General features: G+C 73.8%; 14 protein-coding genes. 10 read left to right on the forward strand and 4 right to left on the reverse strand.

From position 1 onward, the window contains the following. The first annotated feature begins 153 nt into the window (after positions 1–153). Both ACFW6B_RS37295 and ACFW6B_RS37300 read left to right on the forward strand, forming a co-directional pair. The gene (locus tag ACFW6B_RS37295) at positions 154–732 is read left to right on the forward strand and encodes a hypothetical protein (RefSeq protein WP_386603584.1); all 579 of its coding nucleotides are present in this window, start codon (positions 154–156) and stop codon (positions 730–732) included. Between the two features lie 169 nt (positions 733–901). After that, a complete protein-coding gene (locus ACFW6B_RS37300) occupies positions 902–1,780 on the forward strand; it encodes a universal stress protein (RefSeq protein WP_386603586.1) in 879 nt (292 codons plus the stop codon). A gap of 39 nt (positions 1,781–1,819) precedes the next feature. Here the strand turns inward: ACFW6B_RS37300 and ACFW6B_RS37305 are convergent, their stop codons facing one another. After that, complete coding sequence (locus ACFW6B_RS37305) at positions 1,820–2,173, reverse strand: hypothetical protein (protein ID WP_369483651.1); 354 nt, start codon at positions 2,171–2,173, stop codon at positions 1,820–1,822. Between the two features lie 107 nt (positions 2,174–2,280). Here ACFW6B_RS37305 and ACFW6B_RS37310 point away from each other — a divergent pair, with 107 nt between their 5' ends. Beyond that, the gene (locus ACFW6B_RS37310; protein ID WP_386603588.1) at positions 2,281–2,946 is read left to right on the forward strand and encodes an NUDIX domain-containing protein; all 666 of its coding nucleotides are present in this window, start codon (positions 2,281–2,283) and stop codon (positions 2,944–2,946) included. Between the two features lie 72 nt (positions 2,947–3,018). Continuing rightward, complete coding sequence (locus ACFW6B_RS37315; protein WP_386603590.1) at positions 3,019–4,005, forward strand: aldo/keto reductase; 987 nt, start codon at positions 3,019–3,021, stop codon at positions 4,003–4,005. Between the two features lie 43 nt (positions 4,006–4,048). On the opposite strand, the gene ACFW6B_RS37320 is transcribed toward ACFW6B_RS37315, so the two are convergent. After that, a complete protein-coding gene (locus tag ACFW6B_RS37320) occupies positions 4,049–6,598 on the reverse strand; it encodes a SpoIIE family protein phosphatase (protein ID WP_386603592.1) in 2,550 nt (849 codons plus the stop codon). A gap of 203 nt (positions 6,599–6,801) precedes the next feature. Further along, complete coding sequence (locus ACFW6B_RS37325; protein ID WP_386603594.1) at positions 6,802–7,722, reverse strand: LysR family transcriptional regulator ArgP; 921 nt, start codon at positions 7,720–7,722, stop codon at positions 6,802–6,804. A 65-nt stretch (positions 7,723–7,787) separates the two neighbouring features. On the opposite strand from ACFW6B_RS37325, the gene ACFW6B_RS37330 reads away from it, so the two are divergent. The 4 genes from ACFW6B_RS37330 (at position 7,788) to ACFW6B_RS37345 (ending at position 11,182) form a co-directional block, all read left to right on the forward strand. Further along, a complete protein-coding gene (locus tag ACFW6B_RS37330) occupies positions 7,788–8,399 on the forward strand; it encodes a LysE/ArgO family amino acid transporter (protein WP_386603596.1) in 612 nt (203 codons plus the stop codon). Between the two features lie 110 nt (positions 8,400–8,509). Further along, on the forward strand, positions 8,510–9,844 hold the full coding sequence (locus ACFW6B_RS37335) for an MFS transporter (RefSeq protein ID WP_386603600.1): 1,335 nt from the start codon (positions 8,510–8,512) through the stop codon (positions 9,842–9,844). A 38-nt stretch (positions 9,845–9,882) separates the two neighbouring features. Then, positions 9,883–10,701, forward strand: coding sequence for a methyltransferase domain-containing protein (locus ACFW6B_RS37340; RefSeq protein WP_386603602.1), 819 nt, complete (start codon positions 9,883–9,885; stop codon positions 10,699–10,701). A 112-nt stretch (positions 10,702–10,813) separates the two neighbouring features. Then, on the forward strand, positions 10,814–11,182 hold the full coding sequence (locus ACFW6B_RS37345) for a DUF6479 family protein (RefSeq protein ID WP_386603604.1): 369 nt from the start codon (positions 10,814–10,816) through the stop codon (positions 11,180–11,182). A 298-nt stretch (positions 11,183–11,480) separates the two neighbouring features. Here ACFW6B_RS37345 and ACFW6B_RS37350 read toward each other — a convergent pair whose 3' ends face one another. Beyond that, positions 11,481–12,374 (reverse strand): Gfo/Idh/MocA family protein, encoded by an 894-nt coding sequence (locus ACFW6B_RS37350; protein WP_386603606.1) that lies wholly within the window; start codon positions 12,372–12,374, stop codon positions 11,481–11,483. A 276-nt stretch (positions 12,375–12,650) separates the two neighbouring features. Here ACFW6B_RS37350 and ACFW6B_RS37355 point away from each other — a divergent pair, with 276 nt between their 5' ends. Then, the gene (locus tag ACFW6B_RS37355; RefSeq protein WP_386603608.1) at positions 12,651–13,439 is read left to right on the forward strand and encodes a PIG-L deacetylase family protein; all 789 of its coding nucleotides are present in this window, start codon (positions 12,651–12,653) and stop codon (positions 13,437–13,439) included. Between the two features lie 118 nt (positions 13,440–13,557). Beyond that, positions 13,558–15,000, forward strand: a complete 1,443-nt coding sequence (locus ACFW6B_RS37360) for a M1 family metallopeptidase (protein WP_386603610.1) — start codon at positions 13,558–13,560, stop codon at positions 14,998–15,000. Positions 15,001–15,050 lie beyond the last annotated feature (50 nt).

Consider the following 15,050-nt stretch of genomic DNA (forward strand, 5'->3'; position numbering starts at 1 on the left):
GTTCGCCGTGGCCGGGCGCGGCGCGGAGCATGAGGGAGTCCGTACGGCAGGAAGAGGACGCGCCCCCGTGCCCCGTACGGCAGGAAGAGGCGAGCCCCCATGAGCAGACGTGTTCTCCGCGGCCGGAGCGGATCACGGCGTGTCGCTGCCCTGTTGTCCGCGATCGCGTGCGGCTCCGTTCTCGTCTCGTGCAGTTCGGACGACGACGGGGGAGGCAGCAGCACGGCCTCCGTCACCCCGAGGCCCACCCCGCCGAACACGTCGAACTTCACGGGGACGCCGCCCTCCGCCATCGCGTCGGCGGCCTCCTCGATCATCGCGTCGGCCAGTGAACGGGCGGAGTCGGCCGCCGCCTCCCTGGAGGCCAGGGCCTCGGAGTTCGCGGCCTCGGTCTCCGCCGACACCGCCCGCGCCGCCGCCACCGCCGAGAAACAGCTGAAGGACGTCCAGGGCAGCGGCAACGCGACGTCCGAGGTCAGCATGAAGGGCGTGCCCACGGCGGAGACCGGCGGGCTGCGGGCCGTCCTCGTCACCATCACCAACACGACCGACGAGACCGCCTCGTACGCCGTGCAGATCGACTTCAAGAACCCCGACGGCAAGGTCGTGGAGACGAAGTTCGTCGGCGAGGAGAACCTGGAGCCGGGGAAGAAGGTGACGCCGATCGTGATCAGCCGCCAGCCCGTGGAGCCCCAGCTCACCGCCGTGCTCGCCAAGGCCCAGCGTTACTGACACGGGTTTCGCGGACGAGTGCCGAACCCGTGCTCCGCCCCCAGGAACCGCCCCGCCCCGCCCGGCGCGTGACGCCGCCGGGTCCGCCGTGCTCTTCGATGCCGGACACTTGACCGGTCAGGATCGAGCACCCGGCCGGACAGACGGGCCGGCGACGGAAGGCAGGCGGATGACCCACCCGATCACCGTGGGCGTGGACGGATCTCCCGAGAGCATGGCGGCGCTGGCCTGGGCCGGCCGCGAGGCCGTCCGCCGGGACGTGGCCCTGAGGGTGGTGTACGCCTGGCACTGGCCGCCGCACGGCATGGTCGGCGGGGGCGACCGGGAGGACCAGGCGCGCTGGGCCCACGGCATGATCGAGGAGGCGGCCCGCACGGTCACCGACCGGCACGCGGGCCTGCCGGTGACGGTCGACGTGATCGACTCCGCCGAGGGCGACGTGGTGGAGGCGCTGCTCGGTGTCGCGGCCGGCACGGGGACCCTGGTCCTCGGGTCGCGCGGCCACGGCGCGTTCGTCGGCTTCCTGCTCGGTTCCGTCGGACAGCGGGTGATAGCCGAGGCACCCTGCCCGGTGGTGCTGGTGCGTTCGGAGGACCGGCCCGAGGACGAGGCGGCCGGCCGGGAGATCGTCGTGGGCCACCAGGGCGGTCCCGAGGACGACGCCGGTCTCCGTTTCGCGTTCGAGACCGCGGCGGCCCGCGGCGCCGCGGTACGGGCCGTACGGGCGTGGAGTCTGCCGCCGGTGTTCGCCTACAGCCCCGGTTCGCTGAAGATGCTCGACGAGGCCGGCGGTCTGGAGCCGTACGAGAGGAAGGTGCTGGCCGAGGCGCTCCAGCCGTGGCGCGAACGCTTTCCCCAGGTGCCCGTCACCCAGCACATCGAGATGGGCAGCGCGGGCCAGGTGCTGCTGTCCCTCTCCGGCCGGGCCCAGCTGGTGGTCGTCGGCCGCAGGGCCGACCGCTCCGCGGTGGGCACCCGGATCGGTTCGGTGGCCCACGCGGTCATGCACCACGCGCCCTGCCCGGTGGCGGTCGTCCCGCACTCCTGACCCGGGGCCGCCCCGACGGACCCCGGGCCGGCCGCCGCGTCACGCGTTGTCGGCCCGGGACATCCGCAGGGCGAGGTCCTGGAGCAGATCGGCCGTCGAGACGTCGGTCCGCCCGGAGTCGTGGAGGTCGGCGAGCTCGGAGAAGAGGAAAGCGAAGGCGCCCACCAGCGAGATGGCGGCGGGGAGATAGGCGTCCGCGACCGCCTGCCCCGCCTCCGCGGGGCCGGCGTCACCGGGCACCTCGACCCGGGGGAACACCTCGGTGACGAGAGCGCCCAGGTTGTTCTCGGCGGACTCGACCCCGTCCTCCTCGTCCTGGGCGATCCTGCGCACCATGGCGTTGGTCTCGGTGAGCACGCCGATGGCGCGCAGGATGATCTCCGTCTGTTCCATGCCGTGAGCCTAAACGGGCGAAGCCCCTCCGTGACCGGGATCTTGGTCTCGGAATGGTAGACAGGGCGCATGAACGACAACTCCCGCGCCCGCAGGGCCCGCGCGCGATGACCGCCGGCATCGACACCCCCGACCGCCGGGGCCGCACCGGACTCGACCGCACGGGCCGCGACCTGACCGGCAACCCGCGCGTCAGGATCCGCGACGTGCGACTCCTGTCCTGCCACTGGTACGTGGAGCGCACCACCACCTTCGATCTCCGGCTCGCCGACGGAACCTGGAGCACCCAGGAGCGCGAGACCCACGACCGCGGCAACGGAGCCACCCTCCTGCTCTACGACGCCGAACGCGAAACCGTGCTGCTGACCAGGCAGTTCCGCTACCCCGCCTATGTCAACGGGCACCCGGACGGCATGCTGGTCGAGACGCCCGGTGGCCTCCTCGACGAGGACGACGAGCACCCCGAGAACGCCGTACGGCGCGAGGTCGTCGAGGAGACCGGGCACACCGTCGGCGAGGTCGAGCACGTCTTCGACGTCTACATGAGCCCGGGCTCGGTCACCGAACGGGTGAGCTTCTACGCCGCCTCCTACGGCCCGTCCACCCGCACCCACGAGGGCGGCGGACTCGACGAGGAGGGAGAGGACATCGAGACAGTCGAACTGCCCTTCCGCGAGGCCCTGTCGATGATCCGCACCGGGGAGATCGCCGACGCCAAGACGATCATGCTGTTGCAGTGGGCCGCCCTGGAAGGGCCCTTCGCCAAGGCTTGACCTCAAGAGCACTCCAACGAGCAGACTCCCGTTCGGGCCCGGGGACTTCGGGCCCGAGAGGGAGGGAACACCATGCGTTACCGCACGATCGGCACGGACCCGGCCACGCGTCGTGAGGTGAGTGTGCTCGCGCTCGGCGCGATGCTGTTCGGCTCGCTGACCGACGAGAAGACGTCGTTCGCCGTGCTGGACCGCTACGTCGAGGCCGGCGGCAACTTCATCGACACGTCCGACAACTACGCCTTCTGGATCGACGGCGGCCAGGGCGGCCAGAGCGAGGAACTGCTCGGACGCTGGCGGCGCAGCCGGGGCGTCGGCGACGAGATCGTCATCGCGACCAAGCTCGGCGCGCGCCCGCTGGCTCCGGGGACCGGCTTCGTCGACAACCCCGAGGGCTTGTCCGCCAAGGTGGTCCGCGAGGCCTTCGAGCGCAGCCGGGAACGCCTCGGCGTGGAGAGGATCGACCTCCTCTACGCGCACATAGAGGACCGCACCGTCGAACCGGGCGAGACCGTCCGGGCGTTCGGCGAACTCGTCCAGGAGGGCGGCGTCGGACTCCTCGGCGTGAGCAACCACGCCGTCTGGCGCGTGGAGCGGGCCCGCGCCCTGGCCGCCGCGGCCGGACTGCCGGGCTACGAGGTCCTCCAGTACCACCACAGTCTGCTGCGCCCGCGCTCCGACGTACCGAGCGGGCTCTTCCCCGAGGGGAACCTCGGCGCCGCGACCGGAGAACTCCTCAGCTACCTGGGGGCGGAGCCCGGGCTGGCCCTGGTCGCCTACTCGCCGCTGCTGGGCGGCGCCTACGGGCGGCGGGACAAGCCGCTGCCGTCCGACTACGACCACCCGGGGAACACCGCCCGGCTCGCCGTGCTCCGGGACGTGGCGAAGGAGACGGGGGCGACCCTCAACCAGGTCGTGCTGGCCTGGCAGATCGGCGGCGGGCTGCCGGTGATCCCGCTGGCCGGCGCCTCCTCGGTGGCCCAGTTGGAGGAGAACCTGGCCGCCGTGGACCTGGAACTCACCCCGGACCAGCGAGCGCGCCTGGACGCGGCCCACTGACACCTGCCGGGGCCGCGTCCCCGCGGTCTCCGGACGGCCTCGGCTAAGGGCGTTCGCCCTCGCTGGGCGGCCGGCGGGTGGTGAGCAGCAGCGCGATGTCGTCGGGGCGCTCGTCGGCCTGCCGGGCCTCGGCGGTGAGCAGGTCGGCGGCACGGGACAGGGACGGACCGCCCGCGCCGCGGTGCTGCGGGGGGCCCGCGTCGGCCAGCGTCGAGCGGAGGGCCTCGATCCCCTCGTCGATGTCCGTGCCGGGCCGCTCGACCAGCCCGTCGGTGTACAGGGCCAGCACGGCGTCGGGCTCCAGCACCAGGTCCGTCACGGGGTAGTCGGCGTCCGGGTCCACGCCGAGCACCACACCGCCCGGCAGGTCCAGGACCTCGGTGTGGCCGCCGGGGTGGCGCAGCAGCGGCTGCGGATGCCCGGCCCGCGCCGCCTGGGCGACCCCGGTGACCGGGTCGACCCGGACGTAGCAGCAACTCGCGAACTGGCCCGGGTCGAGGTCGATGAGCAGCCGGTTGGTGCCGCTCATCACCTCGTCCGGCGAATGGTCCCCGAGGGCGAACGCCCTCACCGCGCTGCGGAGCTGGCCCATGGTGGCGGCGGCCTGGACGCCGTGGCCCTGGACGTCCCCGATGACGAGGGCGAGCCCGTCGCCGGCCTCGACGACGTCGTACCAGTCGCCGCCCACGTCCATGCCGACGGTGCCGGGCAGGTAGCGGCCCGCAGTCCGCACGAGGGGGTGCGCCGAGAGCCGGTGCGGCAGCAGGGCCTCCTGGAGCCCGCGGGCGAGGGCCGCCTCGTTGTCGTAGCGCCTCGCCCGTTCCAGGGACTGCGCGATCAGCCCGGCGAGCGCGGTGAGGACCGTGCGCTCCTCGGTGCTGAACCCGCGGGGCCGGTCGAACCCGAGGATGCACGAGCCGACCGGGCGTCCGGAGGCGATCAGCGGAAGGAAGGCGCGGGCTCCGACGGTCGTGTCCATGGAGATGCCCGGATAGGCCGCGGCGAGCTGTTGCATCGACTCGAAGAACAGCGCCCGGCCGCTGGTCAGCGCCTCGACCCCGGGCAGTTTGGCGTCCAGGCCCACCCCGTCGAACGGGGCGAGGAACCCCTGCGGGAAACCGGTCTCCCAGGCCAGGTAGAGCCGTCGGTCCTGGAGCAGGTAGATGGCCAGGCGGCGGCTGCCGAAGGCGGGCAGCAGCTCGCGCATCACCACCTCGGACACCTGCCGCGCGGTCACCGCCTCGGTCAGCGCGATCGCGAGGACGATGGGCCGGTACTGCGGTGCCGTGCCCGGGGCACCGGTGCCGGGATCCTCGGCCCCGGCCCGTACGGCCTGCGTCGCCTCCACGTCGAGCGGCGCGTTCCCGGTGGCCTCCGAGGCCCGCGCCAGGGGCGTGATCTTGCAGGTCACCCCGCGCGGGCCGGGATAGACGGAGAAGCTCAGCCAGGTTCCCGTCAGATGTCCCGGAGTCGTCTCGGAGCCCTTTCCCAGCGGGCTGCGGGCCCTGAAGTGCACCGGGTCCGGCGAGAGCAGGGCGCTGCGCAGGTGGTCCTCGTAGGCGGGCTGGTCCATCCAGGGCACCACGTCCCACAGCATCCGTCCCAGCAGCTCTTCGCGCGGGCGGCCGAGCAGGTCGGCGGCGCGCGGGTTGGCGTACGTGATCAGACCGATCCGGTCGATCGCGAAGACGCCGTCCGGGAGCTGGTCGGCCGCCCCGTCCGCCGCCGGTCCCGGCCCCGGGTCGACGAGGGCGCCGCTGACCCGGTACGGCGGGGCGTCCGCCCCTCCCGCGGTCCACAGTTCGAGGAGCCGCAGTCCACCGCTCCCGGTGCGTACCGGCAGGGGATGGGGCGGCGGCCGGCCGGCGGCGGTCTCGCGCAGGGCGGCCAGCAGCAGCCGGGGCTCGTCGTGGGCCAGCGCGTCCGCGAAGGCCTCGGGGGTCCCCGCGAAATCCTCCTGGGGGATCCCCAGCAGCGCCCACAGCGCGTCGTCCGCGTTCAGCCTGCCGTCCTCCGGATCCCAGGTGAAGCCCCCGACGCACCGGGTGGACGGGCCGTCGACCGGCGGCCGGGTCCCGACGGGTTCGCCGTCCCACAGGACCGAGGCACCCTCCCCGTCCAGCTTCGCCAGGCCCGCTCCGAGCTCCGCCGCCACCGCCGTCATCCGGTCGCGGTCCGGCAGGACCTCGGTGGCGTCGGAGGCCGGCGGGCGCAGCACCGTCAGGACGCCGTACGGGGTCGAGTCGCTCACGACCGGCACGTAGAGCGACCCGAACTGGAACGGCAGCCCCGCCGCGAGCTGCGGATAGCGGCGCATCGTCTCCGTCGGATCGGCGAGCAGCACCTCCACGCCGAGCCGATGGGCGTCCGCGACCGGGAACGGCCGGTCCACGTGCATGCGCGACCAGGGGCGGAAGAGCGGTCCCGGCAGCCCCGCGAGCACGGCCATACGCAGCAGGCCGGGCGTGCCGGAGCGCAGATAGACGCCCCCCGCGAAGCCGCGGGCGGCCCGGATCGCGTCCGTCACCGCGTCACTGAGCAGAGAGGTCAGGCTGTCCGGTGCCCGGCCCTCACGCTCGGCGCTCCCTCTCATCGATCTGCCCTCGTCCGCCCGCCACCAGGGGGGTGACACAGCAAGAATGCGCCTCTCGGGCCGCTGACCGCACCTCGGCGTCCTCCATGGCACCAGGAGGCGAGACCATTCTTCCCGGCCGTGCCCGGACGCGCCCGGCGCGGACGCACCGGCCGGGTCCGGTCCGGGAACTGTCGGCGAGCCGCCGGTCCGGGACGCCGGTTTCAGGACGCCGGTCCGGGCCGCAGTGCCTCGGCGGCGGTGGCCGACACGGCCTCGGCCACCGCGCCGAGCGCGGGGAAGTCGAGCTTCCACTGCTGCCAGAACAGGGGGACGTCGATGCCCCGGCCCGCCGTGAGGGCGACCAGCCTCCCGGCGCGCAGCAGCGGTCCGGCCTGGACCTCGGGCAGCATGCCCCAGCCCATTCCGGCCACCACGGCGTCGACGAACCCCTCCGAGGTGGGGACGAAATGGCGCAGGGCGCCCGCTCCGGGACCGCCCGTGAGGGCGCGGACGAAGTCGTCCTGGAGGTCGTCGTCGCGGTCGAAGGCCACGACCGGGGCGGAGCCGATCAGCTCGCGCAGGGGCGTGCCGGTCGTGGTGCCGAGCCACCGCCCGGCGCAGCCGGGGCTCGCGACCGGCAGGTAGCGCATGATCCCGAGGGCGCGGACGGAACAGCCGGCCACCGGCTCGGGCGCCGAGGTGACCGCCGCCATCACCGTTCCCTCGCGCAGCAGCGCGGCGGTGTGGTCCTGGTCCTCGCGGCGCAGTTCGAAGCACAGCCGCAGTGCCTCCGGCACCCGGGCGAGCGCCGGCAGGAACCAGGTCGCCAGCGAGTCGGCGTTCACCGCGATCGACAGCCGGGTGGGCCCACCGGATCCGGCCATGCCCAGCTCGGCGTGGGCGTCCCGCTCCAGGAGGGCGAGCCGGCGCGCGAAACGCACCACGATCTCGCCGGACTCCGTCGGCCGCACCGGCTTCGACCGCGTCAGCAGGACCCTGCCGGTGCGCTGTTCGAGCGACTTGATCCGCTGGCTCACCGCCGAGGGCGTCACGTGCAGGGCCGTGGCCGCCGCGTCGAAGGTGCCCCCGTCGACCACCGCGAGCAGGGTGCGCACCTGGTCGAGGGGGAGTTCCGCCATCACGAGCGCTAACGATACGTAAGAATCTTTAGCTGTACTCCCGGCGGTCCGCTTCCTAGCGTCGAGGCATGACAGACGCCCTCACCACAGCGGCCGCCGGATTCGGCGCCGGTCTCTCCCTCATCGTCGCCATCGGCGCGCAGAACGCCTTCGTCCTGCGCCAGGGCGCCCGCAGGGACGCGGTCCTCGCCGTGGTGGCCGTCTGCGCCCTGTCCGACGCGCTGCTCATCGCGCTGGGGACCGTCGGGGTCGGAGCGGTGGTGGTGGCCTGGCCCGCGGCGCTCACCGCGGTCGGGCTGACCGGCGGCTGCTTCCTCGTCGTCTACGGGGTCCTCGCCGCCCGGCGGGTCCTGAGGCCCTCGGCCCTCCGGGCGGCCGCCGGATCCCCGGGCTCCGTGCGCCGCGCCGTCCTCACCTGCCTCGCCCTGACGTGGCTCAACCCGCACGTGTACCTGGACACCGTGTTCCTGCTCGGCTCGCTGGCGGCCGGGCACGGATCGCTGCGCTGGACGTTCGGGCTGGGCGCGGCGCTCGCCAGCCTGTGCTGGTTCGCGGCCCTCGGCTTCGGCGCGCGCCTCCTCGGCCGCCTCCTCGCCCGGCCCGCGTCCTGGCGCGTGCTGGACGGGCTCGTCGCCACGACGATGATCGCCATGGGCGCGGCACTGATCGCCGGCGCCTGAGCCGCCGTACGCGCCGCGCCGCGGGGCCGGGACGGCCGCCTCGCGCACTCCTCGTGCCCCCGGGGGACACGGGCCGTCCACGCTCGGCCATAGTGATCCCGAACAGAAAGATGTATCGAGCAATCAGGATGGGCGTGGACACGAGCCGGAGCAGTACGGACAGCGGCGCCGCGGAGCCGGACGGGAGCACGGGGAGCGAGCGGCCGGACCGCTCCGGATGGCGCCGGTGGGCCATGGACACCCGGCCGCTGCGCCGCCCCGCCTACCGCCGGCTGTGGTCGTCGACCGCCGTCACGGCCGTGGGCAGCCAGCTCACCGCCGTCGCCGTGCCCAAGCAGATCTACGACATCACCGGCTCCTCGGCCTGGGTCGGTTACGCGAGCCTCGCGGGCCTGCTGCCCCTCGTGCTCTTCGCCCTGTGGGGCGGCGCGATCGCCGACAGCACGGACCGCCGCAAGCTGCTCCTCGTCACCAACACCGGCATAGCCGTCACCTCCCTGCTCTTCTGGGTCCAGGCGGTCACCAGGCTGGACTCGGTGCCCGTCCTGATGGTCCTGCTCGCCCTCCAGCAGGCGTTCTTCGGACTCAACTCCCCGGCCCGCAGCGCGTCCATCGCCCGGCTCGTCCCGGCGGACGAACTCCCCGCCGCCAACGCGCTCGGCGCGACGGTCATGCAGACCGGTTCGGTGGCCGGCCCGATGCTCGCCGGCGCGCTCATCCCCCTCGTCGGGCTGCCCGAGCTCTATCTGATCGACGCCCTCGCCCTGTGCGTCACCGTGTGGGCCGTCCTGCGGCTCCCCGCGCTGCCGCCCCTCACGAGAACGGCCTCCCGGCGCGCGGGCCTGCGCGAAGTGGTGGCCGGTTTCCGCTACATCGCCCTGCACAAGGTGCTCCTGCTGTCCTTCCTCGCCGACATCATCGCCATGGTCCTCGGCATGCCGCGCGCCCTGTTCCCGCAGCTCGCCGCCGAGACGTACGCCTCCTGGGGCGAAGGACTCGCGCTCGGCCTGCTGTTCGCGGCGGTCCCCGCCGGCGCGGTCGTGGGCGGACTGATGTCGGGCACCTTCTCCCGCGCCCGCAGGCACGGCCTGATGGTCATCGCCTCCGTCGCGGCCTGGGGCGCGGCCGTCGCCGGGGCCGGCCTCAGCACCAGTCTGTGGCTCGCCGTGGTCTTCCTGGCGGTGGCCGGCGTCGCCGACATGGTCTCCATGGTCTTCCGCGGCGCGATCCTGCTGTCCGCCGCCACCGACGAGATGCGCGGACGGCTCCAGGGCGTCTTCACCGTCGTCGTCGTGGGCGGCCCGCGCGTCGCCGACGTCCTTCACGGCACGGCCGGTTCGGCCTTCGGAGCGCCCGCCGCGGTCGCCGGCGGAGGCCTCCTGGTGATCATGGCGGTGCTTGTGCTCGCTTTTGTCACACCGGCGTTGAGGCGTTACACAATCTGAATACAAAAAACGACCATGGTGGTTCTAGAGTGACCGCCATGGTGGACACGCGGCCGACGTCGGCTTTCCATGCGCAGAACATCAGCGCGGACAGCACCTCCCGTCTGGTGGGCGCCCTGGATGCCCAGGACGTCAACGACGGTGTGCAGCGCCTTCGTTCGTGGGCGCACGCGGCACTGGCCGTACGGCCCGGAGAGCGGGCGCTCGACATCGGCTCGGGCACCGGATCGCAGACCCGCCGTCTCGCGGCGGCCGTGGGTCCCCGCGGCAGGGTGCTCGGCATCGAACCCAACCCCGGACTGCGCGCCGTGGCCGAACAGCGGGGGACCGACGAGCGCAGCGCCGCGCGTTTCGCCGACGCCGACGCCCTCGCGCTGCCGCTGCCCGACGCCACCGTCGACGTCGTGTGGTGCGAGCGGGTGCTCCAGCACCTCGCGGAGCCGGAGAAGGCCGTCTTCGAGATAGCGCGCGTGCTGCGCCCCGGCGGACGGGTCGCCCTGCTGGACACCGACTGGGCGACCACGATCCTGCACCCCGGGGACCCCGAGACGATTGCCGCGCTCACCACCGGCGCGCTGTCCGCGGCCGCCGACCCGTACTCCGGACGCAAGCTGGTCGGGCGGCTCACGGCCGCCGGGCTGGTCATCGACGACCGTGGGTCGCAGGCCCTTCTCCAGGACCACAAGTCGGTCGCCTGGCCGCTCATCCGCATGCTGGGCGACTCGGCGGTGGGCCGCGGGCTCATCGGTGAGGCGCAGCGCGACCGCCTGTACGAGGACCTCACGGAAGCCGCGCGCCAGGGCGGTCTGCACATGTCCGTGACGATGTTCGGGGCCGTGGCGCACCGGCCGGAATGACCGGTGCAGGGTTCATGGCGTAGCGCCCGGATTGATCCGGAATACAATGGAATGGCCGTCGCTGACGGGCCAGTACGCAGATTTCCCCTGGTATTGGGGGTACGCGAACACCATGTACACCGCGAGCCAAGACCTGATCACAGCAAGCTCATCGCTGAACGCGGGGGCCGCCTTCATCGGGGGCCTCTTCATCGCCGGTGCCCTAGTCTGGGCCGTCCGGATGGGCATCCGGGTGCGGAACCTGGAATCGCGCCCGCCCGCTCCCGATGAGCAGCCCAGACTGCCCGACTCCGGGGCGGTGCACGAGGAGCGCGAGATGCGAGAGCCCGACGAGGTCCCGCACGCCGCGGACGAGAGTGAACGGCTGATGCCGTACAACATGCACTCCGCGGGCACGAAACACGCCGACGACCAGCACCGGAAGCGCTGGCAACCAGGGTCCAGCGGGTCCTTCGGCAGCGGCGGACCCGGCAGGACCTGACCGGGGCGCGAAGAGCCGGCCGCCGCGAGCGGCCGGTTCCTTCTGCGCGCGCACCGGCCGAGCTCCGGCCGGTGCCCACGCTCCCGGCACGGCACGGCCTCCCGGCACGGCACGGCCTCCCGGCGCGGCGCGGCCTCCCCGTGTCGCGCCGGCCCACGGGCGCGGCGCCGGGCGGTCCCGGCGGCCACCCCTCGCCGGGGGCCGGCCGCCTGCGCGCGTGGCGCTCGCCCGCCCGGTGCGCAGGGGCGGGGCGGTGACCGGCGGCGCGGGCCGGGAGCGGTGACCGGGAGCGCGGTCCTCAGCCGTCCAGTGCCTGGGCGATCAGGGTCTGCAGGTACAGCCCGCGGTGGGCGTCGAGGTCCGCCGGGCGGCCCGAGCGGACGGCCTCGGCGAACTCCCGGCGCAGCACGGGCCAGGACTCCTCGTGGTCGAGGGCCCCGGAGTCGAACACCAGCGCGGGATGCCGGCCGAACAGTTCGACACGGGTGATCCCGTGCTCGACCTCGACCGAGCCCGACAGGGACGCCTGGCTCACGGCGCCGCTCTCGTGCTCGCAGGTGAGCTCGATCCAGCGGCGCGGGTCCCCGGCGCCGCGCACCTGGACGACCGGCCCCAGAGCCGCGTCCAGCAGATCGAGCAGATGCGGTCCGAGGTCCAGGAGCGCCCCGTGTTCGAGGCGCCACGGGGTCGCGAAGTCACCGCCCAGGAAGGCGCCGCTGAGACCGCAGGACCGCGCGCCCGACACGTCCAGGGTCCGCGCCGTCGCGAGGAACCGCCGGGTCGCCGGGTGGTAACGGTTCGTCAGGACGAGCTGCGAGACCACGCCCGAGGCGTCGACCGCGTCCACGAGCCGCCTCGCCGAGGCCAGGTCGAGCGCGAGCGGCTTCTCCAGGAGCAGGGCCTTGCCCGCCTCGGCGGCCCGTACGGCCAGCTCGGCCTGCACGGAGGGCGGAACCGAGAAGGCCACCGCCTCGCAGTCGTCGAGCAGTTCCCCGAAGGTCGCGGCGACCTCCGCGCCGTACGGGGCCGCCGTCTCGCGGGCGGCCTCCGGCCGGCGGGCCCACACCGACGTCAGCGCCGTCTCGGGCCCGGCGGCGAGCACCCGGGCGTGCACTCCCCGCGCCCAGGGCCCCGCGCCGACGAGCCCCACCCTGACGGGGGCACGGTTCCAGGCGGGTGAGTCGGTGGTCATGGCGTCTCCTCTGCGGTGTGCGCCGCCTGACGCCCCGTCGGACGGCGGGACCGGCGACGGACCGAGGCGGCGGGTTCGGTCCTCGGACGTGTGGACAGACTCCACCACGGCATCCCGGCGTTCGGCACCACGGCATCCCGGCGTTCGGCCGGAGGGCCGGCCCCGCGCCCGTACCCCGGCGTCCCGGAGGGTGTGCAGGGGCGTGGAGACGCGGCGCGCGAACCCGGAGAGCGCGCCTCTGTCGGCCCCCGCCCGCCGCACGCCATCATGCCGGACATGGATCCCACACAGGACAAAGCAGGCTTCGGGGGCGGTACGGACCTGCCCGCGCTGCCCGAGGACTGGGAGCGGTGTCTCGCCGTGGCCGCCCACCCGGACGACATCGAGTACGGCACGGCCTGCGCCGTCGCACGCTGGACCGCGCGGGGCAAACAGGTGACCTATCTGCTGGCGACCAGGGGAGAGGCCGGCATCGACGGCCTGCACCCGGACCGGGCGGCGCCGCTGCGCGAGGCCGAGGAACGGGCCGGCGCACGGCAGGTCGGCGTCGAGACCGTCGAGTTCCTCGACCACCGCGACGGCGTCGTCGAGTACGGGACCGGGCTGCGCCGGGACATCGTGCGCGCGATGCGCCGCCACCGGCCCGAGATCGTGGTGTCCGGCGCGTTCACGGTACGGATGGTCGGCGGCATGACCAACCAGGCGGACCACCGGGCGGTGGGCCTGGCCGCCCTCGACGCGGCCCGCGACGCGGGAAACCGCTGGATCTTCCCCGAACTCGCCGACGAGGGCCTCGAACCCTGGAGCGGCGTCCGGATGGTGTGCTTCGCCGGAGCGGAACGGCCCACCCACGGCGTCGACGTCACCGGCGAACCCCTCGAACGCGGCATCGCCTCGCTGGAGGCGCACGCCGAGTACACCAAGGGCCTGGGCGCGGGCGCCTTCGAACCGCGGCCGTTCCTCACCTGGGCGGCCGGCATGGGCGGAGCGGCGCTGGGCGTCGAGTCCGCCGTCCTCTTCGACGTCCACCAGCTCGCCCCGGACGGTCCGCCGCCCTGGGTGTGAACACAAGTGGTCCCCAAGCCCCCGCGGGCGGCGGCGATTTGACCTGATCGTGGGGGCCTGGGAGGGACGGGACTCATAGGCTGTGCGGGAGTGATCACCAACGAACCGAGGAGCGAACGTGACACCACGCCCGCACGAGGCACGCCCGCACGAGGCCGCACGACGCACGACCGTCCTTCGCCGCGAGGCCGTCGTCGCGGCCGTCCCCGTCGCGCTCGCCGCGCTGCTCACCGCGGCGGGCCCCGCCACGGCGGCCGGGACCGTGGGCTCCGCCGGCGCGGGAGACCCGTACTTCCCCCTCGCGGGCAACGGCGGCTACGACGTCCGCCACTACGACCTGACGCTCGGCTACGACCCGCACGGCCGCCACCTCGACGGCAAGGCGGTCATCACCGCCAGGGCCACCCAGCGGCTGACCCGGTTCGACCTCGACCTCAGCGGGCTGAAGGTCACCGGAGTCGCCGTCGACCACGCCAAGGCGGCCTTCCGGCGCGACGGACGGGAACTCGTCGTCACCCCCCGGGACACCCTGCGCAAGGGCCAGGAGTTCCGCGTCACCGTCACCTACTCCGGCACCCCGAAGCCGGTCACCGACCCCGACGGCTCCACCGACGGCTGGATCCCCACGGACGACGGGGCGTTCGTGGCCGGCGAACCCCAGGGCGCGATGACCTGGTTCCCCGCCAACAGCCACCCCAGGGACAAGGCGTCGTACGACTTCACCCTGACCGTCCCGAAGGGGCGCACCGCCGTCGCCAACGGCGTCCTGCTCGGGCAGCGCACCGCGAACGGCAGGACCACCTTCCGCTGGCGCCAGTCCGAGCCGATGGCGGCCTACCTCGCCACGGCGACCGTCGGCACGTTCAAGGTCGAGCAGTACACCACCCGCGACGGCCTGAAGATCTACAACGCCGTCGACCCCCGCGAGGCGGCCGCCGCCGCGCCGGTGGTCAAGAAGCTGCCGTCCGTCCTGGCCTGGGAGAGCAAGCTCTTCGGCCCCTACCCCTTCAAGGCGGCCGGAGCCATCGTCGACCGGGCCCCGGAGGTCGGCTACGCCCTGGAGACCCAGACCCGTCCCGTGTACGACTCCGCGCCCGACCTGGACACCCTCGTCCATGAGAGCGCCCACCAGTGGTTCGGCGACTCCGTCACCGTGACCCGGTGGAAGGACATCTGGCTCAACGAGGGCTTCGCCACCTACGCCGAATGGCTGTACGCCGAGCAGCACGGCGGCAGGAGCGCGCAGAAGGCCTTCGACGAGCTGTACGCCACCCCCGCGGGCAAGGACCTCTGGGCCTTCCCGCCCGGTGACCCCGGCAGCGGCGAGCACATCTTCGAGACCCCGGTCTACGCCCGGGGCGCCATGGTCCTGCACGAGCTGCGCACGACCGTCGGCGATCCCGCGTTCTTCCGCATCCTGCGCTCCTGGGCCACCGGCCACCGCGGCGGGCACGGCACGACGGCGCAGTTCGTCCGGCTCGCCGAGCGGGAGTCCGGCAAGGACCTGACCGCTCTCTTCCACACCTGGCTGTTCACGGCCGGGAAGCCCGCCTCGGCCTGAGGCGGGGTTCCCGGCCCGGGGGGGGGGGGGGGGGGCGGCGGGCGCCCCCC

The sequence above is a fragment of the Streptomyces sp. NPDC058751 genome (genome assembly GCF_042746485.1).
Classification (GTDB): Bacteria; Actinomycetota; Actinomycetes; order Streptomycetales; family Streptomycetaceae; genus Streptomyces.